Genomic DNA, 19,065 nt, shown 5'->3' with positions numbered 1-19,065 from the left:
TGAGGTGCCAAGAGAGGCGCGAGTCCGCCGAGAAGCACAAGGCAGCTTGCCCAGACGAAGTACGTATGGCTGAAGAAGAAGGAGTCGCTCACAAAGCGCCAGCTCGCCAAGAGGGAGGAGCTCGACCCCGCGAAGACCCATCTCAGGGAGGCACGCGCCTGCCAGATAGCAGAGGCGCTGCAGGACGTGTACTCATGCGCAGACAGACAATCGGCAGCCAGGGCCCTGGAGCGCCTCTGCTCGTGGATGATGCACTCTGCCGTGGCCGAGATGAAGAGCGTGGCGAGGACCCTCAGGAAGGAGCGGGAGGGGATCCTGAACTGGTGGAAGAGGGGATCTACCAACTCGTTCCTCGAAGGCCTCAACTCGGTCGTCCAGTCCGTTCGCAGCATCGCCAGGGGCTTCAGGAGCATCGCCTACTTCAGGACGATGATCTTCCTCAGGCTAAGCCGTCTGGACTTCACAGCCCAGAGGCAGCTGGCATGCGCTACCCACTAGAAACAGCGAAGAGCCTATTTTGTCCTATATCTCCAGATGAAGGAATCGGCATTGCAGGACTCTATGAATCATCTGCAGTAACTATCTAACAGAGTTTATTCAAATCGTATTGGTTTCTCAGCTCATACTGCCATGATGAAAGATACCCTATCTGTAACACTGTAACCTCAAATTTTACGTAATAAGTCGACGCCGAGCTTATCCAGCACGTTCTTTGTCTTCTTCTGGATTGCGGATACCTTGAACCCCTGCTTGTCTCCGTTATCCACACGGTAAATGTTCTTTGTGAGTTTCAGGACATCTTCCGCAGAAAACTTATCCGTAAGCCCTGCGTTTCTGAGAGCGTTCAGCAGACCATAGTAGTACAGCAGGCTGATGTGGTTCAGGAATGCCCAGCCACGAAAGTAATCATCCGTGTGTGCATGGGAAGCACTTGAAATAGTGCTGTTCTTGAGATAGTCGAAGCACTGCTCGATGTCCCATCGCTTCTTGTAGTCGAGATAGATCTCCTTCGCTGGAAGATCAAGGTTGCTGCAGAACGAGAAATATCCCATCCGGGTCTGCCGGATGACATCTTTGGGCGTGTGCTTCTCTTCGCCATAGTCCTTCTTGACACGCTCGACACAGTGGCCTACAAGTTCTGCCTTCCTGGAATCATCGCGGAACGTGTAGATGAAGTTTCCCTTGTTGCCGCTTGGTTTCTTCCGATACCATATGGCTCGCTTGTTGTAGGTGAAGACATCGTCCCACTTGTTGTCATCGTTGTTCTCGTAAAACGTAGTCTCGACATTGACGGTGTCTTTACGAAGCGGAAGGATATACTTCATTCCGGCACTCAGCAGTGCCGAAACATTCTTCTTGGAGTAGAAGCCTTTATCGGCAATGATGATGCAGTTCCTGCATCCTGCAGCCTGCACGGTATCCATAAAGGCCGTCTTATCGACGATGGATCCTTGTACCACACGACAGAATACCGGCCGGTGGGAATCCTTTTCAAAAACATACACAATCCTTGCCTGTGGATCCAGGCTATGGTTAGGATTATGACCTTTGTCTGCAAGTGAATCCGCACCGCGCATGAAGATAGATGTCCCATCGAACAGAAGTGTCGAGACAGGCATGACCTGATCTCGCATGAATTCGTCCAGCTGGTCCTGTTTCGAACCGAGTTCAGCCACAAACCTTCTTACGCAGTTCTTTGAGACGGCGATATCTGCACATATATCGCTCATGTAGGAATCAAGGAACATAGGTTGGATCATCCTGACACAGGAGATACTGTCCACAAGACGCAGAAGCGAGATGGTCTCTATCTCTCGGAACGTATCCGGAAAGTGTTTCTTTAGCTGTTTGTTAAGATCAGGCGAGAGCTGCTGCAACATTTCATAAGCGCCATAGTTCTTGACGCAAGGAGCGACATTCAGAGTAAGCCTCATGGACTGCATCAGACGAAGGCCGTTTGCGTTCGGAATGAATCCGTCCGCTTCGGTAATTTTTCCGATGCTGTGTCCGGTCACTTTCTGAGGACGCTGCTTCACAGCATTCCATCTGGAGGAGACAAGATATGTATAGTAATGACCGCCGATACAGCGGATCTCCACCGCCCCAAACTGGGTAGGCCTCTTCTGTTTAATAGCTTCTGGAATACTCATTACAACACCTCACATATATACGTAATCTACGTAATAAATACACCTCAGATATAGTTCTCAATCAACACAAAGTAGTACTGCATATGGCACAAACAGCGTATTTTCAAGGTGTTTTCACCACCTGCTGAAAGTCGGCAGATGAATTTATAGAGATCAGGGCTGATTTAGCCCAGTTCCTATTAACGTAAAATGGCTGAGTACCTCCAGCATAGTTAGGCTCCCTGAACTGTAAGCGGCTTAAGGCAAGATCGAAGGCATCTTCGGCTGGACCGTCGCGGTGGCTGCGATGCCGAAGAGCAAGACATGGATAAGGCACATCTCGTGCAGCAGCTCCATGCAACCATCCCTTACATCCCTGTGGCTGTATCTTTAGCTGAACGAGTCCGCAAGGAGTGCATGTGGGCCTTGGGAAGGCCATGGAAGGCGCCCTCAACGTAGGCCTTGAAGTTGGATATCACCCTGTGGACCATGGGAAGGGATGCATCCCCGTCCGCTCTGTCGTACTTTCTTTAGACGAGCCCGCAAAACGAGGAGAGGCCGGCAAGCTTTGCCGCTCCAGCCATCCGCCCTTATCTTCGATGTATGGCAGAGCTGGTCGTGCCCCACCTGGCGCCAGCAATCTTTCGAGCACCCCTTTGCGCGCTCGATGCGCGGCAGGGCCGTCCCATCCGTTGCGCCTGATCTTGTGGGATATGGTCGACTTGTCCCGTCCAAGCTCCCTCGCATCTGGCTGACCCTCTCGTGACCCTTCCAGCAAACCATGATGTCCTCGCGCTTCTCGATGCTAAGATGGCTGTAGCCGTCCATCGTGCCTCCAATGATGCATGTCTTTGCAAGCATCATCATAGGTCGCGCCTGGACGGCTAGCTCGTATTTTCCTGTTGCACTCGGAGTGGGGATACGCCCTGTTCAGACTGGCCCTGTTCCTCACCCATTTCGTTCTTCTCCTCGCCGAAGGTCTTGTGGAACAGCCGGATATATTCGCTTGCGTCCTGGTTCATATGGAAGAGCAAGGTCACGATTACGTCGGCGATGAAGTTAAGCGCATTGTGGGAAGAATCAAAATCAGGGGTAAGCATACGGTCACGTCTCACGACAGAGATGGAGATATCCGCTGCTTGTGCGATCGGGGACTCCCCGTTTCCGGTAATAGCGATGGTCTTGATCGAAGCATCCTGAGCAATGCCCATCAGGGTACTGAGCCGACGAGAACTTCCGGAATTGGAGACGAAGATGATGCAGTCTTCTGTGGAGTAGAGCTGCGCCAAAACCATCTCCGCGTCGATGCTAGCACTAGAAACCGCCTTAACCCCCACGTGTGAGAGTTTGAGGGCAAACATTTGGGCAAAGGAAAGCGAAGTGCCGACGCCCGCAACCAACACGTTATCGGAATGCACGATAACCTGGACAGCATCTTTTAAGGCATCGACGTCGAGGTTTACGACAGTTTCGTTCAGCTCGGCAATTTTGTTGCGCAGCACCAGTCTGACCGAACTTTCAAAGCTGCTAAACGACACATCATCGCTCTGCGGTACGGTTTCACGGGCCGTCTCACGGGCGAGATTCAAACGGAGCTGTGAGAAGCTTTCAAAGCCCAGCTCTTTGACGAAGCGCGTGACCGTCGTATTCGACGTGGAGCAGCGCTCGGCGATCTCTGAGGCATTGAGCGTGGTGGCCTCGGCCGTATGGTGCAACATATAATCCGCAATACGCTTTTCGGAAGCAGTCAACGTATCATAATTTGCCAGCATCAAACTGCTTACGGTTTTGCCCTCTTGCATGTCACTACCCATCCCCATCTATCGTGTACACTCTCCCATGATTGTAATGCCGCAAGTACGGCTTCGGGTAAGGCCTTGTCATAATAAAAGACTCTGTTAGACCACTGTGGATATGAGGTCATGTCGCCTGTTCCCAGTGCTTAGGGAACGCAATCGGCATACCCACGTAGCCTCTCTGGGCGGTGTGGTAGACGCCGTTGCGCCTGGTGGACTCAGGACATCCGCAGTGCGGACATGTGGCGGACTTGTCGGCCTGCGATGCTAGCTTCTCGGCTATCATCTGCTTGAGGTCGGCGGTAAGCGCGACCTTCTCCTTGCGGGTCAGCTACTTTGCTAGTTGTCGTATCGTGTCGAGCATGCGGGGCCTTCTTCAAGTCGGTTTCTTGGTCGAACCCGATTGTAGGGTGACCCCGTGACATCTTTTCGCTTCCCTATACCCACAGTGGTCTAACAGAGTCTAATAAAAGGCCGTCTACATGCTCCATCAGAGCGTATAGGCACATAGAGGTTTAAGCGTTGACAGTGAGCCTTACAGCAGTCAATGGTCGCCCTATGTTTTATTTCACCCACGAGAGCATTACGTATCTATCTGCGAGGCCGTAGCGGACTATACAGCATTGAGCCTTAGATCTTTGAGCACCTGATATACGCGTATTTCCCCTCATATTTTGGGTAGTGCTTATGTATAAAACGAAAGCCAGAGGCTCACCGCCTCTGGCTTCAAACATTTCTGGTCGGGTTGACTGGATTTGAACCAGCGACCTCTCGGTCCCGAACCGAGCGCTCTACCAAGCTGAGCCACAACCCGTTATGACAGACATCCTATTCCAAAACTGTCTGCGTCGACTACTTTAGCAGATTTTGACCACCAATGCTGAACTTTGTGCGCTTTATCAGCAATCTCTTTTGCCATTTCATCTTTCTCACAAAGAGCAAAGCAACAGGCACCTGATCCGCTGACTGCGGCACTGACTGCACCTTCCTGTTGATTGAGCCACACCACGACCGCTGCAAGGTCCGGTTCCAGCCGCTCACACGCCGTCTGCAGATTATTTGAGATGTTCTCCATAATCCGTGCCGTGTCATGCGCGCGCAACGCTTCGAGCATCACTTCGAGATCCCCGGCTTTCTCAGGGTGCCGATCAAACTCCTGGTAGGCTTCCTGCGCATGGGATCCATGGATCGGTGGTCTCACTACTACGACCGAAAGTTTCGGCGCCTCAAACTGCTCTACTAAGGTATCCCCTGTCCCTGCCAGATAGCTCGTGTGTGGGCTTAGGAAGAAGGGGATATCCGCGCCTACACGCTGCGCAACTTTAACTACACGGGGGTCAAGCGGGCCAATACCCCAGCCCATACAGATTGCCTTCAATACTGCCCCAGCATCGGTGGAAGAGCCGCCCAAACCGCTGCGCTCGGGGATTCCGCGCTTCACGTGAATCTCGAAATTGGTCGGACGCTGGAAGGCCTTCCCCAACGCCTCAACCGTCCGATAGGTTGTCGTTTTCTCAGTGGCGGCCTGGATCGCCGGGCTGAACTTAAGCGTCAGCGAATCTGACGGCTCGATAGTTATCTCATCACCGAAATCCAGTGTTGTCATTACTGAATCGACACGGTGATAGCCACGCTCATCGCGCTCGGTGTGGACGCCGAGATAGAGGTTGATTTTTGCAGGGGCAAACAGGTTTCTCATCAGAGGGCCCTTCGAAGTGCAGGCAGAAGAAAAATACCCCTGAAGTCGCTACACAGCTTCCGGGGTACCCTTCACAGCGGTTTATTCTTCGGCAGAGTAGTTGAACAGTTTCTCACCGGTATCTGCATCAAAGACCTCTACGCTGCCGGTCAGAATGTCAACGTACTGGTAGGACTGACGGCTCTTGCGGCCGCGGCGCTCTTCGACCTCCACGACGAACAGCGAGGGATGGACCTGTACCAATACACCAGTGCCCTCGTTGATGCGTGAGCGTCCCATATTTGCGCGTACCTTGATGCGTTTGCCTTCTAAGGTAGCTAGCTTTTCACGAATCTGATCGACACGATTGATTGGCGGCATGTCGATATCCATAGCGACCTCCTTGAGTGCGAGTGAGCTCTATCTAAAAGTTTGATTTTTTCACAAATTGTTAGTTTACACCTACCCACTATTTCTCCATATTTATAGGAGATTTTAAAGGTTCTTATGCACAAAGTAGGACCCCGCTGCAACGGGTATATAGTTACGGCGGCAGAGAAACTACCTGGCTCTGCAGAGGAAGGAACACTATGTATCAGAATCGTGTTCAACGCGTACTCGACAACCTTGCAACAAAGGGTTGCCGGCAGGCCATCATCGCCGACCCACTGTCGATCTTTTACCTTACGGGCTACTACGCTGAGCCTTATGAGCGCTTTTTGGCCCTCTATATCAGCCCCGATGACTGCACTCTCTTTGTCAACAAGCTGTTCCCTTCAGCTGAGCAGTACTGCGACCGCATCGAGGTTCACGATGATACGGACAACCCGCTGCCCGCCGTGGTAAAGCACATACACAGGGATGAGACCTTGGGTTTGGATAAAATGTTTCCAGCCCGCTGGACGCTGCCGTTGATCAACAACCACGTCGCAAAGCAGTTCATCCTCGCTTCCTTCGCCGTAGATGACACACGATCCCACAAGGATAAGGAAGAGCGGAACTTGATGCGTGACGCCTCCCGCATCAACGATAAAGCGATGGGCTGGCTGCAGGGCCAGATTCGTGTCGGCGTGGCCGAGCAGGAGATCGCTGAGGGGCTCTTAGGGACCTATCGCTCACTCGGCGCACAGAACCACTCCTTCAGTCCGATTGTGAGCTTTGGAGCCAATAGCGCTGACCCCCATCATATGCCGGATAATACCAAGCTCAAGCCTGGTGATATGATACTCTTCGATGTCGGCTGCAAGAAGGATATGTACTGCTCCGATATGACCCGCACCTTCTTTACCGCCGAACCAACGGATGAGCAAGAGAAGGCCTATGAGACCGTGCGCAGAGCAAATGAGGCTGCGGAGAGTTTAGTGGCGCCAGGCGTCACCTTCGCTGAACTAGACGATTGTGCCCGCTCTATTATTTCCGATGCCGGGTATGGGCAGTACTTTACGCATCGTTTAGGGCACCAGATCGGCCTTTCCGACCATGAGCCAGGGGATGTGTCCTCCACTCACACTGATCCGGTTGAGCCGGGCCAGATCTTTTCGATTGAGCCGGGCATCTACATCCCCGGCCGTTTCGGTGTCAGAATCGAGGACCTAGTCCTCGTCACTGACCATGGTTGCGAGGTACTCAATTCCTATCCGAAGGACCTCACGATCGTCTCTGTTGACTAACCCTACGGATAGGTCTTCAGACTGTCCTCGGATCTCAGGGCCAATCCCACATTCAATGTGAGATTGGCTTTTTTAACTCATTGCGTCAAGAGAGAGGCTACCTGGCTTCTGCAGTAGAAAACTCCCAGGCTTGCATTCGGAACCTGGGAGTTGAATCCACTGTGTGAGATCAAATCCTTATACGCAGAAGAAACTTAGCTATTGGGGCACAGGGACAGTGCCGCAGCATCTGCGACGACGGTGCAGTTAGTGTGAAGCTGCAGGATTGAGGCCGGTACCTTCGGCGTCACCGGACCGTAAATCATATCCTTGACCGCCTGAGCCTTCTCAGTGCCGGAGGCAACCAGGATGATGCGACGGGCATGCATAATCGTCTGGATGCCCATCGTATAAGCCTGTCTTGGCACCTGATCAGGGGAATCAAAGAGACGGGAGTTAGCCTCAATCGTGCTCGGGGTCAAATCGACGCAGTGCGTGCCCTTGCTGAAGACCTCATCCGGCTCATTGAAACCGATGTGACCGTTGCGTCCGATGCCCAGAAGCTGCAGGTCAACGTACCCTGCCGCTTTGACCATTGCGTCATAGCTTGTGCAGGCATGCTCGATGTCGGAATCCGCGCCGTCAGGCACATGGGTATTGGCAAGATCAATGTTCACGGAGTCAAAGAAGTTCTTACGCATAAAGTAGTGATAGGACTGGGGATCCTCATACGTAAGGCCACGGTACTCATCCAGGTTATAGGTGTGGACCTGGGAGAAATCAATGTCCCCCTTCTTGTACCAATCGATCAACTGCTGATAGGTTCCAATTGGGGAAGAACCGGTTGCCAGGCCGAGGATTGCGTCCGGCTTCAGGATGACCTGAGCGGAGATAATGTTGGCGGCCTTGCGGCTCATATCGTGATAATCCTTGCAACGAATGACGCGCATGATTGCCCCTCTCACGAAATTAGTGGGCGTCTCTCATATCAATTTTGATTATAGAGAGCTCACATCCGAAGCAACACGATAAACCAAGTTTCCACTTTTTAATACCAATTTCGTCGAGTTCGAGAGGCAAACCCGTCTCTTTAGCCTATTCCTTGAGCTTCTGGGCCAAATCCACCAGGGCGTGGAATCGGTGGGAGACTGTGTTCTTCTCCTCCGGTGTCAGTTCCGCCATAGTTTTCCCCGGCGCATCCGTCGGTAGAAAGAGTGGATCGTAGCCAAAGCCGTGCATACCGCGGCACTCGTATCCGATCGTGCCAACACAGTCGCCCTCGCCGAAGAGATCCTCCTCCCCATCCTCACCGCGGGTCACCAAGACCACTGAGGAGTGAAAGTGAGCCTGGCGCTTACCGTCAGGTACCTCCTGCATCGCACGCTTGAGCTTCTCGTTGTTCGCTTTGTCGTCACCGTGCTCTCCGGCCCAGCGGGCAGAGAAGATTCCTGGCGCACCATCTAAGGCGTCGACGCACAGACCCGAATCATCCGCAATCGCCTGGGTAAATTCAGTCTCATCGAGGGCGGCGTGTGCCTTGATCAAGGCATTCTCGTCGAAGCTCGTCCCATTCTCTTCAGGGTCCGGGAAGTCACCCAGCTCCCCCAGCGCGACAAAGTGTTTGTCGGCCAGGATCGGGCCCAGAATCGCCTCAATCTCAGTGACCTTATGGAGGTTTCCGGTTGCCACGACAATCGTGTTGTTTGGGGTATATCCGCTCTTCATTTTGTTCCTCCTGATGTCTCTCACCCCTACTGTACGCCTGCGGCAGCGACTACCTCGCGCTGTTTCTCAGGGAGTTTTATGAGAGCAGGTTCGGCCATATCGAGGAGGGAAGTGAGCTCCGAACGCGTAAGCAGTGAGCGCTCCCCGGTGTCTTGGATCTCCACGATGCCGCCGTTGGGTTGCTCTACCACGTTGAGGTCGACATCGACTTGACTGTCCTGCGAATAGTCCAGATCGCACAGCAGCTTCCCACCCACCTTTCCCAACGAGATTGCCGCAACCTGTACCAAAAGCCCCAGGCTTCACCGCTCCGGCGGCGACTTCCTTCTGAAGTGCCAGGTTCAGTATCACTCAGGCTCCAGTTATCGAAGCGGTCCGCGTACCTCCATCCACCTGCAGGACGTCACAGTCCAGCGTAATCGTGTTCTTCCTGAAGGATTTTATATCCACAGCGCTGCGCAGACTTCTGCCAATCAACCGCTCGATCTCCATGGAGCGCCCTTTCCGTTTGAGGTGCTCGCGCCAGGTCCGGGTATTGGTGGCCGCCGGCAGCATCGCGACCTCAGCGGTGGCCCAGCCTAAGCCCTACCCTTCCCGCCAGCGAGGTACGCCTGCCTCAAAGTTTGCAGTATACAGAACCTTGGTCTTTCCGGTCGCAGTGAAACAGGCTCCTGCAGGATTGTCTAGCACCTTTGGGGTGATGGTCACCGTACGTGTCTCGTCTGCGGCACGGTTGTAGGAGCGTCCACTATCCATGTATTGGTCCCCCTCATAGCAAAAGAGGTTGAAAGCCGTACGTGGCTTCCAACCTCTCATCAGATCATATGGTGGGCGATGAGGGATTTGAACCCCCGACCTTGTGCGTGTAAAGCACCTGCGCTAACCACTGCGCCAAACGCCCGTACGAGGAATCAGTGTATCACAGTCTAAGTTTCAGGTCATCCACGCGCATAAGTATATATACTCATTACTATGAACACTGCAAAGACACCTACACTGGCAGACCTTTCCCGTCTGCTGCAGGAGAAGGGCTCCCTTTCTCCGGTCAGTGAGCCCCTTACTGCAGAAGAGGCGGCGCTGACCATCACCGGAGCCGACTGTGACTCCCGCGTCGTTAAGCCCCACCACCTCTTTATCTGTAAGGGTGCACAGTTCAAGAGCAACTATCTGAGCGCCGCCAAACAGGCAGGTACTGTAGCGTATCTGTGCGATGAGGAACGCGCAGACGAGCTCAAGGCGATAGAGCCGACGCTTCCCGCGCTCGTCACCAACCAGCTGCGTCCCGCAATGGCAGACGTCAGCGCTGCGGCCTTCGGACACCCTGACCGGGAGCTCACCACCATCGGTATCACCGGCACCAAAGGCAAATCGACCACAGGCTACATGGTGCGCTCGGTGCTTGAAGCGGGATCTCAGCATCCCACCTGCGGTTTAATCGGCTCGGTCGAATACTTCGACGGGATCGTGCAGGAGGAAGCGGTCAACACCACCCCGGAGTCTCCGGACCTCTGGCGCCACATCGCAAATATGCGTGACAGCGGCCTTCCCTATGCGGTAATGGAGATCTCAAGCCAGGCGCTCAAATACAACCGTGTGGATAACTTAAGTCTCGATGTCGGCGCGTTCCTCAATATTGGGTATGACCACATCTCCCCTTTAGAGCACCCCACTTGGGAGGATTACTTCCAGAGCAAACTCAAGATCTTTGACCATGCACAGGCGGCGGTCGTCAACCTCAACTCGGACCATGCGGACCGTATCCTGGCGCGCTCCCACGAGTGTACGCAAGTACTGACCTTCAGCACCACGGACTCAACGGCGACTGTTTCAGCGCGCGACATTCAATCCTCATTCGGAAGCATCCAGTTCGTGTGTACCACCCCCAGCTGGAAGGACCCGATCAAACTGGTGATGCCCGGCCTCTTCAACGTCGATAACGCGCTTGCCGCAATCGCGATCTGCGAGTATCTGCATATCCCCTATGAGCAGGTCGCTGAAGGCCTCGCCCACACGAAGGTCCCCGGCAGGATGGAGCTTATCCCCACCCCGGGCCGCCAGGTGATGGGAATCGTCGACTTTGCGCACAACAAGATGTCTTTTGAGAAGTTCTTCCCCAATGTGAAGAAGGAATTCCCGGGCTACAAGGTGATCGCGGTCTTTGGGGCCACTGGCGACAAAGCAGTCGAACGGCGCTACGAGCTGCCCAAGGCTGCAGCACCCTACGCGGACAAACTGATCTACACGCTCGATGACCCGGGTTATGAAAAGGTGGAAGACATCTGTAGGACAATGGCAGAGGCGACCCCGGCAGGAGCTGACTATGAGATCATCCCTGACCGCGCACATGCGGTGCAGCGGGCCGTCGATCTCGCCTACTCGTGCGACCAGCCCACCCTCGTATGCCTCTTGGCACGGGGGACTGAAGGCGCTGAGCACATCAAAGGCAAACTGGTACCTGCCCCGCTCGATGCAGACCTCTTCAACGACGCTGTGAAACGCCACTCCTAAGTTCACAGGCCCTCGCTATCACCTACAACTGTTCGCTCGTTAACGCGCAATAAAAAAGGAAGGAATCTACGGGGATCAATGTCATTAAGTTAGACTCTGTTAGACCACTGTAGATATAGGGAAGCGAAAAGATGTCACGGGGTCACCCTACAATCGGGTTCGACTAAGAAACCGACCTGAAGAAGGCCCCGCATGCTCGACACGATACGACAACTAGCAAAGTAGCTGACCCGCAAGGAGAAGGTCGCGCTTACCGCCGATCTCAAGCGCATGATAGCCGAGAAGCTAACATTGCAGGCCGACAAGTCCGCCACATGCCTGCAGCTCACCAGGCACGGGTGCTCACTCACAGCAGGGACAGGCAAGCTGCTCGCGCAGTCGAAGCCAGCAGCATCCCAGTGGATGGAGCTTACCCAGTGCCTGGCTGGCAGGCTCACACTGCACAGGTGTGCAAAGAGATGCGGCGGGTGAGTGTACAGCGCCTGGTTCATGTGCCAGCGCGCATGTGAGGCGATAGCGTTAAGGCTTAAGTTGTTGCGCGCCGTCGGCAAACACTTCGCAAAGAGCCTGGCCGGCCACGATGGGGCAGGCTCATTCGAGACAGTGCTCCCTCAAGCACCGCAGCGTGTTAATGGCAATCTAGAAGCTGCCAATCAGGACAGAGGAATGCGCCAGATGAGGGTGGTAACTGCTTTCCGTACCATTCCACCTACAAACCTAAGCTGCCAGTGCGAGGCCGAGGCTCTGCCTGAACTCCATCGGGCTCACTCCTTTAAGCGAGCGCTTGCGCCTTGTCGTGTTGTACCAGACGATGTAGCGGTCGATGCGTTTTCCAGCTCCTTAAGGGTCACGCTATCCCACTTGCGCTTCCTGAACATCTCCGTCTTCAGAAGTTGGTCGTGTCCGTAAAGTGGTGTAAAAGGCGGGCGAGCCAGAGGCCCGCCGCCAAGGTGGGATCGCAGTCGCCCATGCAACAAGGACAGGTGGAAAGGGTCATCTACATTGGCGTCGACACCGGCGGGACGGAGGTCGAGCGTACCTTCTTCCCGAGGAGCAGGCGGGGGTGCGCCGAGATGCTCGCGTGGACCCGCTCGAGGCGGCGAGGTGGCCCGCTTCGGCGTGGAGTGCACAGGGACCTACGGTGCCGGAGCTGCTTTAAGCACCTCTCGCGCGAGCACGTGCAGGTCGTCGAGGTGAGCACCCCCGACCGCTTCGTCAGGCGCAGCAGGGGCAAGGACGACGCCGCGATGGCGCATAAGGCCGCCAGGAGCGAGGTGTGGTGCGCGACGCTGAAGGGTAGGGACGACATGGTCGAGAGCCTGCGGGTCCTGACCAGGGCGAGGGCATCCGCACTGAAGGCGCACAAGGCCGCAATCGAGCAGATCCGCTCCCTGATCGTCTCGGCCCCCCAACGCTGTGCGAGACCAGTAGTGCGCGATGACAACCGCCCGCCTCGTCCCCAGGTCACGCTGCATCAAGGCCGGGCGCGTCCGGCTAGCGTGGCCCCGCGCTCACCGGTCGCATCGCCCTCAAGTCACTCGCCAGTCGCTACCAGGATCTCGACGAGGTGGGCGAGCTCGATGCAGCCATCGGGGCCATCCTCGAGGAGGTGGCGCCGCTCCTGCTCGAGGAGAAGTGCGCCAGCTCGCAGGGCGCTGTCCAGCTGATGATCAGAGTGGGGGACAATCCGGAGAGGCTCAAGCAACGAGTCGTCGTTCGCGATTGCTGTGCGGGGTGGCAGCGCGTCCTGCGTCGTTGGGGCTCACGACACTCCACAGGCTCAACAGGGGCGCTGGCAGGGCAGCGAACAGCGCGATACACATCGCTGCACCAGGAAGGCTGAGGACGGACGACAGGACTCGCGCTGAGGTGGCCCGCAAGATGTCTAAGGGGCATTCCAAGCTCGAGGCGATACGATGCGTCAAGCGATACATAGTGCGCGAGCTGTACTATGACATCATTGCCCAGAGTCGCATGCTCAAAACGACTTGACAATTAGAAAGGCATCATAGGAGCGCTTCCGACTCTAAGGAATACGTCTTCCTGCTCACATCCAGAGGGAATATCCCAGAGCATGGACGGCAGGGCGAGATGGAGGGACAACGCTCTGGCGAAGCACCGGTTTAAGACCCTCAAGAGCGAATGCCTAAAGGCAGACAAAATACAGCACGCCTGCCAGAGCTTAGGGACGCTATCGCAAAGTTCGTCGAGTTCTACAACAGCAGGCGGATCCACTATACGCTTAGCTACGACACGCTGGAAGAAAATGGTACATGAGCGGCATAGCTGAGACTGCATAAGCCTACAATGGTAAGGTTGCGAAAGCCAGGGACTCGGGAGGAATAGAGCTTCTGTGTCTCACTACTTCAGCCAATTCGATAAGATTGCACAGGATGAGAGGAATAAGAAATGAAATATAAAAAAATGTGTGAGCAAATCATTAGGGCTGTTGGTGGTGAAAGCAATATTAGCTCCGTTGTTCACTGTTCAACACGTTTGCGTTTTGTTCTAAAAGATGAAAGTAAAGCTAACGATAGTGAAGCCGAAAATATTGATGGTGTTTTACAGGTAGTTAAAAAGGGCGGGCAATATCAGTTAGTTATCGGTAATACAGTTGAAGATGTTTACGATGATTTAATGCAATTACTCCATTTGGATAATAGCAATACCGATTCTACTGATAACAAGTCAAAGAAAAAGGGCAATATTTTTGATACGATTATCAGTGTAATTACTGGATCAATTGCGCCAGCTATTCCATTACTGGCTGGTGCTGGTATGGGAAAGGTTTTGCTTTTAATTTTGACAATCACTGGCTGTTTGTCAGATGAAAGTCAAACTTACCAGATGCTTAACTTGATCTTTGACACAGGATATTACTTTATGCCTGTTTACGTTGGTTTCTCAGCTGCCAAGGTCTTTAACACAAATCAAATGCTTGGCGCTTTTCTAGGTTTAGTAACTGAGCATCCCTTATGGGTGCAAATCGTTAATGCTGAAAAGCCATTTCATTTTTTAGGCGTTAACGTACCTTTGATTCAATACTCATCAACTTTAATTACGGCTATTTTGTCAGTTTGGATTATGTCTTATGTTTATAAGTTTATACGTAGGATTACACCAGGAATGGTCAAAGTTTTCCTGGAACCAATGTTAACTATGCTAATCATGGGACCGTTGACATTCATAGTTCTTGGACCTATTTCAAACTGGATTTCACAAGGTATTGGATTTATTGCAATGTGGTTGTACCACAATGCAGGATTGGTTGCTATTCCTATTTTGGCTGCTGCCTATCCTTGGTTGGTTTCTATCGGTATCCACAAAGCTCTGAGTCCAATTAGTATTCAATTAGTTGCAACGCAGGGATTTGATCCGATCATTCGTGTTGTCGCTTTATGTTCTAACATGTCACAAGCTGCCGCTTCATTAGCAGTTGGTTTAAAGACAAAAAATCAAAAATTAAGATCATTAGCTCTTTCATCAAGTGCTACTGCCTACTTGGGTGGTATTACTGAACCAGCTTTGTTTGGTGTTAACCTTCGTTTAAAGAAGCCAATGTACGGTGCCATGATTGGTGGTGCTATTGCTGGTGTTGTTGCAAGTTTCTTAAAGTTAAAAGCATTTATTTATGTAACTCCAGCATTTTTGAGCTTACCAATGTGGATTTCAAAGACTGAAAACTTTGTTATTCAAGCAATTTATATAATTGTAATTGCTAGTATTGCAACCTTTATTGCAACTTGGATCATTGGATTCAAAGATCCAGTTGACGAGGATCAAATTAAGAAAGCAGCTAAAGAAAAAGAGAACTTTAAACAAGATCATCAAAAGCATGAATTACATAGTCCAGCTAATGGTACATTGAAAGATGTTTCCAAGGTTGATGACCCTACTTTTGCTAGTGGAGTGATGGGTAAAGGTATTGCTATTATTCCTAGTGAAGGTAAAATCTTTGCACCAGATAACGGTATCGTTACAGCTACTTTTGAAACTCACCATGCAATTGGATTACATTTAGATAATGATGCTGACGTATTGATTCATATTGGAATTGATACTGTTCAAATGAAAGGTACAGGATTTAAACAATTAGTTAATAAAGGTGATCATGTTAAGAAGGGACAAGAACTAGTTGACTTTGATATTGATGAAATCAAAAAAGCAGGTTATGATCCAACTGTCATTATGATTGTCTTAAATAGTAAGGACTTCTTAGAAGTTTTACCCTCATTACAAGACAAAGAGATGACTAAATCAGTTAAAGCCGGCGATAATGTTATGGTCTTAGCGTAGGTGCTAATATGAAATGTTATACAGTGCCGCAAGATTTTATGTGGGGTGTTGCTACTTCTGCTAATCAGGTCGAAGGTGCCTGGAATGAGGATGGCAAGGGTATGTCGATCGCTGATTGTGAGAGATACAATCCGCATCAAGACTTGAATGATTATAAAAGAGTCAATAGCATGTCGACTGCAGAATTAAATCAGGCTATCAAGGATCATTCCACTAAAAAATGGGGCAAGCGTCACGGCGTAGATTTTTACCATCGCTACCCCTCCGACTTAAAGTTACTAGCTAAAGCACACATTAATGCCTTTAGAATTTCTATCGCTTGGACCAGAATTTATCCGAATGGGGATGATTCTGAACCTAATCAAAAGGGGTTAGAATACTACGATTCATTGTTTAAGACAATGAAAGATTATGGCATTCAACCTATCGTAACTTTATCGCATTATGAAATGCCTTTAAATCTCGTGTTGAAGTATGATGCGTGGTTCGACAAGAAGGTAGCAGACTACTTCGTTAAATTTTCTAAAACAGTTATTGATCGTTATCATAATTTAGTTAAATATTGGATTCCGATCAATGAAATCGACAGCATTGTTCGGCACCCCTTCTCGTCAGCAGGATTAGTAGAAGATCGTTTTCCTGATCAAAATTTTACGCAAGTAATTTATCAGGCAATGCATAACCAATTTATTGCTTCAGCTAAGATTACTGCTTACATTCATAAGAATTATCCTGAAGCTAAAGTTGGTAGCATGATTACTAGTACGATGGTCTACCCTTACAATAGCGACCCTCGAAATATGTTTAAAGCCACTGAGACTATGCGCGAAAACTATAATTTTAGTGATATTCAAGTTCGAGGTGCTTATCCTAAAGTTTTATTGGATCATATGAAAAAAATAGGTGTGGACATCCCGATCACTCAAGAAGATAAAGCTTTGCTTGAAGCTAATACAGCTGACTTTGTTGCATTTTCCTACTACTCATCAGTCTGCACAGCATATGATACGACAGGATTGAAAATTACTAAAGCTAACCGTACGACAGGTGTTTACAATAAATATTTACCTGAAAGTGAATGGGGCTGGCAGATTGATCCAGTCGGTCTACGAATTATCTTGATTAATCTATTTGATCGTTATCAAAAGCCACTGTTTATTGTAGAAAATGGTTTGGGTGCTAAAGATGCCTTAACTTCAAATAATTACGTTCATGATCAATATCGGATAGATTATTTGCGTCAGCATATTAAGCAAATGCTTCTTTCCCTCCAAAATGATGGTATTGACTTAATGGGCTATCTGATGTGGGGGTCAACAGATATGGTTTCGGCGTCAACGACACAAATGTCAAAGCGCTATGGCTTAATCTATGTGGATTTGGATGATAACGGTAATGGTAGCTACACAAGGACGTTAAAAGACTCCTATTACTGGTATCAGAAGTTGTTAAGCTTTGGTACCGAAATCCCCACCGCTTATCTAGAAAATGACTAAGGACTTGCGGCACAGCTAGGCTCCATGAACTGTAAGCTGCTTAGACAACTTTGGCTGCACCGTGGATGTGGTTGCGATGTCTGCGAGCGGGATGTGTGTGAGGCACATCCCGTGGAGGAGATCGGCACCAAGCATCAAAAGAATCCCTGTGGCTGTATCTTTAGTTGAACGAGTCGGCATACGACTTGTATATGGGCCTTCGGAAGGCTGTGGAACACTCCTTCGACATATACCTTGATATTCGAGATGAGCCTGCAGACCTCAGGGGAAGCGAGGTGTCATCGTATGAGCTGTTGTACTTTTTCTGGACGAGCTCGCAGAAAGCAATCCAGCCCCGCCGATATCCCGCTTCCAGGCATCGGCACAGATCTTTGTATATTCCGCTTGAGAAGATCACTTTGCACGGCCGAATAGATCACCTTTAGCGGAGATTTAGATCACTTGTCATGGACAAGAGATCAGTAGCGGCAGTTCTGCCTGAGTAAGCATTTCTTGCCGACCCAAGCAGAACAGCCATAATCTTACTTAACTATGATAGGCATTGACCACCGCTTTATTATGACTCTGAGAAGGCATGGCGTTTGCGCATGGATACTCTGCCTTGAACATCGATCGAATACTTGTTGTGAATAATCCGGTCAAGGATGGCTTCAGCAACAGCGCAGTCTTCATCTTCTCCACGGTCACAGTCAATCCTGAGGTATCAGTCATCTGTGTCGTAGTGGGTGCAAAGAATCATAGCCCCTTTGCGGCTGCAGGCCTCGATGATTTCAAGGAGATTATACACCTTAGCCTCCGGAAGCAGCCTTAGCAGCCATTCATCATTGATCAGTAGGTCAAACTTTCTGTATACCGCCTTTACTTTGTCCTGTGTGTTCATAGCTTTTGCAACGGCGAACTCATTCAGAAGGTCGAGCATTTGCGCGTGTAGGCACCAGTGATTATTGCGGCTGAGCACCGGCTGCGTCGCGAATCGGCACCGGGGGCAGTGCCATGCAGCACCGCCCCCTCATGAGGGCTCAGCTCACTGCATCAGGATCTGGGACCGGAAGATGCTGCAGCCCTGGCAGCAGCACGCATGTTCATCTCTCCCATGTCGACCCATGCCGTCTTGTGGACGATGCGGCCCATGCCCGCCTCGGCAGTCACATCCGCGCCGAGGCGGGCATGCCAGTCCTTCTGCCGGTACTGGGTGCAAAAAGATCGTCGACCTCTCGTCGTAGCGCAGCTCGAAGATCTCGAGCAGGAAGCGGCAAAAGCCGTCGTCCGGCCTGCTGAGCAGCCATTCGTCGAGGACGAGGACCTGGAAGGCCCCGTATTTCCTCACGGCCTTCGCGACCCCTCCCGGACGCTCCTGCGCATTCTTCCAGGCCTCCTTAAGGTCGGGGCACCTGATGTAGTTCGTGCGCATCCTTCCAGGCGCACGCCTCCTTTGCAAGCGCGCAGGCGAGATAGGTCTTTCCCGTGCCTGCAGGCCCGAAGAGCACGACGTCCTGGCCTCTCGTGGCGAACCCACAGGTCGCGAGCTCGCCTGAGAGCACGCGGTCGAGCCCGCGCTCCTTTGCATAGTCGATGCGGCGCACGTCTGCCTGCGGATATCTGAGGTTCGCCCTCTTCACGAGGTTGTAGATCTTGTCGGCGACATATCCTGCATGCGCCTTACCGACCGCCATCTGCATCTTCTGCTCGAGGGGCATCCCCATGCAGACGGAATCGTCCTGGGCAAGGAGCGCCTCGAGCAGCCCGTCCGCTCCCATGTCCCTCATCTTCCTGCGCGTCTGCTATCCG

The 19,065-nt window shown here is 51.7% G+C and carries 20 protein-coding genes, 2 tRNA genes and 1 pseudogene; 8 read left to right on the top strand and 15 right to left on the bottom strand.

Going from position 1 to position 19,065, the window contains the following annotated elements; translation table 11 throughout:
* Positions 1 to 42 precede the first annotated feature (42 nt).
* Positions 43 to 498 (top strand): annotated as a pseudogene (locus J4859_RS00755) (transposase); the annotation flags it as partial.
* A gap of 167 nt (positions 499 to 665) precedes the next feature.
* Here the strand turns inward: J4859_RS00755 and J4859_RS00750 are convergent.
* From J4859_RS00750 to J4859_RS00725, 6 genes are all read right to left on the bottom strand, one after another.
* Positions 666 to 2,150 (bottom strand): transposase, encoded by a 1,485-nt coding sequence (locus J4859_RS00750; protein ID WP_212331793.1) that lies wholly within the window; start codon positions 2,148 to 2,150, stop codon positions 666 to 668.
* Positions 2,151 to 3,013: 863 nt separating this feature from the next.
* Positions 3,014 to 3,901: a MurR/RpiR family transcriptional regulator gene (locus tag J4859_RS00745; RefSeq protein ID WP_212331790.1), complete on the bottom strand. Its 888-nt coding sequence runs from the start codon at positions 3,899 to 3,901 to the stop codon at positions 3,014 to 3,016.
* A 148-nt stretch (positions 3,902 to 4,049) separates the two neighbouring features.
* Positions 4,050 to 4,211: a hypothetical protein gene (locus J4859_RS00740; protein WP_212331788.1), complete on the bottom strand. Its 162-nt coding sequence runs from the start codon at positions 4,209 to 4,211 to the stop codon at positions 4,050 to 4,052.
* A gap of 451 nt (positions 4,212 to 4,662) precedes the next feature.
* Positions 4,663 to 4,739: transfer RNA gene (locus J4859_RS00735), tRNA-Pro, on the bottom strand.
* Complete coding sequence (gene ispE / locus J4859_RS00730; RefSeq protein WP_212331786.1) at positions 4,740 to 5,624, bottom strand: 4-(cytidine 5'-diphospho)-2-C-methyl-D-erythritol kinase; 885 nt, start codon at positions 5,622 to 5,624, stop codon at positions 4,740 to 4,742. It abuts the tRNA gene before it with no gap.
* Between the two features lie 81 nt (positions 5,625 to 5,705).
* A complete protein-coding gene (locus J4859_RS00725) occupies positions 5,706 to 5,996 on the bottom strand; it encodes a Veg family protein (RefSeq protein ID WP_212331784.1) in 291 nt (96 codons plus the stop codon).
* 197 nt (positions 5,997 to 6,193) lie between these two features.
* Between J4859_RS00725 and J4859_RS00720 the strand changes: the two genes are divergently transcribed.
* Positions 6,194 to 7,273, top strand: a complete 1,080-nt coding sequence (locus tag J4859_RS00720; protein WP_212331782.1) for a Xaa-Pro peptidase family protein — start codon at positions 6,194 to 6,196, stop codon at positions 7,271 to 7,273.
* 194 nt (positions 7,274 to 7,467) lie between these two features.
* On the opposite strand, the gene nagB is transcribed toward J4859_RS00720, so the two are convergent.
* The 6 genes from nagB to J4859_RS00700 all read right to left on the bottom strand — a co-directional run bounded on the left by nagB (position 7,468) and on the right by J4859_RS00700 (position 9,878).
* Positions 7,468 to 8,202 (bottom strand): glucosamine-6-phosphate deaminase, encoded by a 735-nt coding sequence (gene nagB, locus J4859_RS00715; RefSeq protein WP_212331780.1) that lies wholly within the window; start codon positions 8,200 to 8,202, stop codon positions 7,468 to 7,470.
* Positions 8,203 to 8,347: 145 nt separating this feature from the next.
* The gene (rdgB, locus tag J4859_RS00710) at positions 8,348 to 8,977 is read right to left on the bottom strand and encodes an RdgB/HAM1 family non-canonical purine NTP pyrophosphatase (RefSeq protein WP_212331778.1); all 630 of its coding nucleotides are present in this window, start codon (positions 8,975 to 8,977) and stop codon (positions 8,348 to 8,350) included.
* Positions 8,978 to 9,003: 26 nt separating this feature from the next.
* Positions 9,004 to 9,234: a hypothetical protein gene (locus J4859_RS15875; protein ID WP_249113843.1), complete on the bottom strand. Its 231-nt coding sequence runs from the start codon at positions 9,232 to 9,234 to the stop codon at positions 9,004 to 9,006.
* A 94-nt stretch (positions 9,235 to 9,328) separates the two neighbouring features.
* Positions 9,329 to 9,532 carry a hypothetical protein gene (locus tag J4859_RS15870; RefSeq protein WP_249113701.1) on the bottom strand — a complete coding sequence of 68 codons (204 nt, stop codon included), beginning with the start codon at positions 9,530 to 9,532 and terminating at the stop codon, positions 9,329 to 9,331.
* Between the two features lie 30 nt (positions 9,533 to 9,562).
* Positions 9,563 to 9,733 carry a hypothetical protein gene (locus J4859_RS15865; RefSeq protein WP_249113700.1) on the bottom strand — a complete coding sequence of 57 codons (171 nt, stop codon included), beginning with the start codon at positions 9,731 to 9,733 and terminating at the stop codon, positions 9,563 to 9,565.
* A 69-nt stretch (positions 9,734 to 9,802) separates the two neighbouring features.
* Positions 9,803 to 9,878 (bottom strand) — tRNA-Val (locus J4859_RS00700).
* A 71-nt stretch (positions 9,879 to 9,949) separates the two neighbouring features.
* Here J4859_RS00700 and J4859_RS00695 point away from each other — a divergent pair.
* The gene (locus J4859_RS00695) at positions 9,950 to 11,485 is read left to right on the top strand and encodes a Mur ligase family protein (RefSeq protein WP_212331776.1); all 1,536 of its coding nucleotides are present in this window, start codon (positions 9,950 to 9,952) and stop codon (positions 11,483 to 11,485) included.
* Between the two features lie 270 nt (positions 11,486 to 11,755).
* Positions 11,756 to 11,956, top strand: a complete 201-nt coding sequence (locus tag J4859_RS00690; protein ID WP_212331773.1) for a hypothetical protein — start codon at positions 11,756 to 11,758, stop codon at positions 11,954 to 11,956.
* 246 nt (positions 11,957 to 12,202) lie between these two features.
* Here the strand turns inward: J4859_RS00690 and J4859_RS17325 are convergent, their stop codons facing one another.
* Positions 12,203 to 12,310 (bottom strand): IS3 family transposase, encoded by a 108-nt coding sequence (locus J4859_RS17325; protein ID WP_212335040.1) that lies wholly within the window; start codon positions 12,308 to 12,310, stop codon positions 12,203 to 12,205.
* Between the two features lie 143 nt (positions 12,311 to 12,453).
* Between J4859_RS17325 and J4859_RS00680 the strand changes: the two genes are divergently transcribed.
* The 4 genes from J4859_RS00680 to J4859_RS00665 all read left to right on the top strand — a co-directional run bounded on the left by J4859_RS00680 (position 12,454) and on the right by J4859_RS00665 (position 18,088).
* Entirely contained in the window at positions 12,454 to 13,152 is a 699-nt protein-coding gene (locus tag J4859_RS00680) for a hypothetical protein (RefSeq protein ID WP_212331770.1), read from the top strand.
* A 742-nt stretch (positions 13,153 to 13,894) separates the two neighbouring features.
* Positions 13,895 to 15,781 (top strand): PTS beta-glucoside transporter subunit IIBCA, encoded by a 1,887-nt coding sequence (locus J4859_RS00675; protein ID WP_212331767.1) that lies wholly within the window; start codon positions 13,895 to 13,897, stop codon positions 15,779 to 15,781.
* 23 nt (positions 15,782 to 15,804) lie between these two features.
* Positions 15,805 to 17,277 (top strand): glycoside hydrolase family 1 protein, encoded by a 1,473-nt coding sequence (locus J4859_RS00670; RefSeq protein WP_212331764.1) that lies wholly within the window; start codon positions 15,805 to 15,807, stop codon positions 17,275 to 17,277.
* Between the two features lie 574 nt (positions 17,278 to 17,851).
* Positions 17,852 to 18,088, top strand: coding sequence for a hypothetical protein (locus J4859_RS00665; RefSeq protein WP_212335466.1), 237 nt, complete (start codon positions 17,852 to 17,854; stop codon positions 18,086 to 18,088).
* A 213-nt stretch (positions 18,089 to 18,301) separates the two neighbouring features.
* Here J4859_RS00665 and J4859_RS00655 read toward each other — a convergent pair whose 3' ends face one another.
* Together J4859_RS00655 and J4859_RS00650 are read right to left on the bottom strand one after the other, a co-directional pair.
* Positions 18,302 to 18,688: an ATP-binding protein gene (locus J4859_RS00655; RefSeq protein ID WP_212331758.1), complete on the bottom strand. Its 387-nt coding sequence runs from the start codon at positions 18,686 to 18,688 to the stop codon at positions 18,302 to 18,304.
* A complete protein-coding gene (locus J4859_RS00650; RefSeq protein WP_212331755.1) occupies positions 18,654 to 19,043 on the bottom strand; it encodes an ATP-binding protein in 390 nt (129 codons plus the stop codon). The genes J4859_RS00655 and J4859_RS00650 overlap by 35 nt, the downstream gene beginning before the upstream one ends.
* Between the last annotated feature and the right edge of the window lie 22 nt (positions 19,044 to 19,065).

It is taken from the genome of Atopobium sp. oral taxon 416 (assembly GCF_018128285.1).
Classification (GTDB): domain Bacteria; phylum Actinomycetota; class Coriobacteriia; order Coriobacteriales; family Atopobiaceae; genus Olsenella_L.
This window is presented reverse-complemented; position numbering and strand designations above follow the sequence as displayed.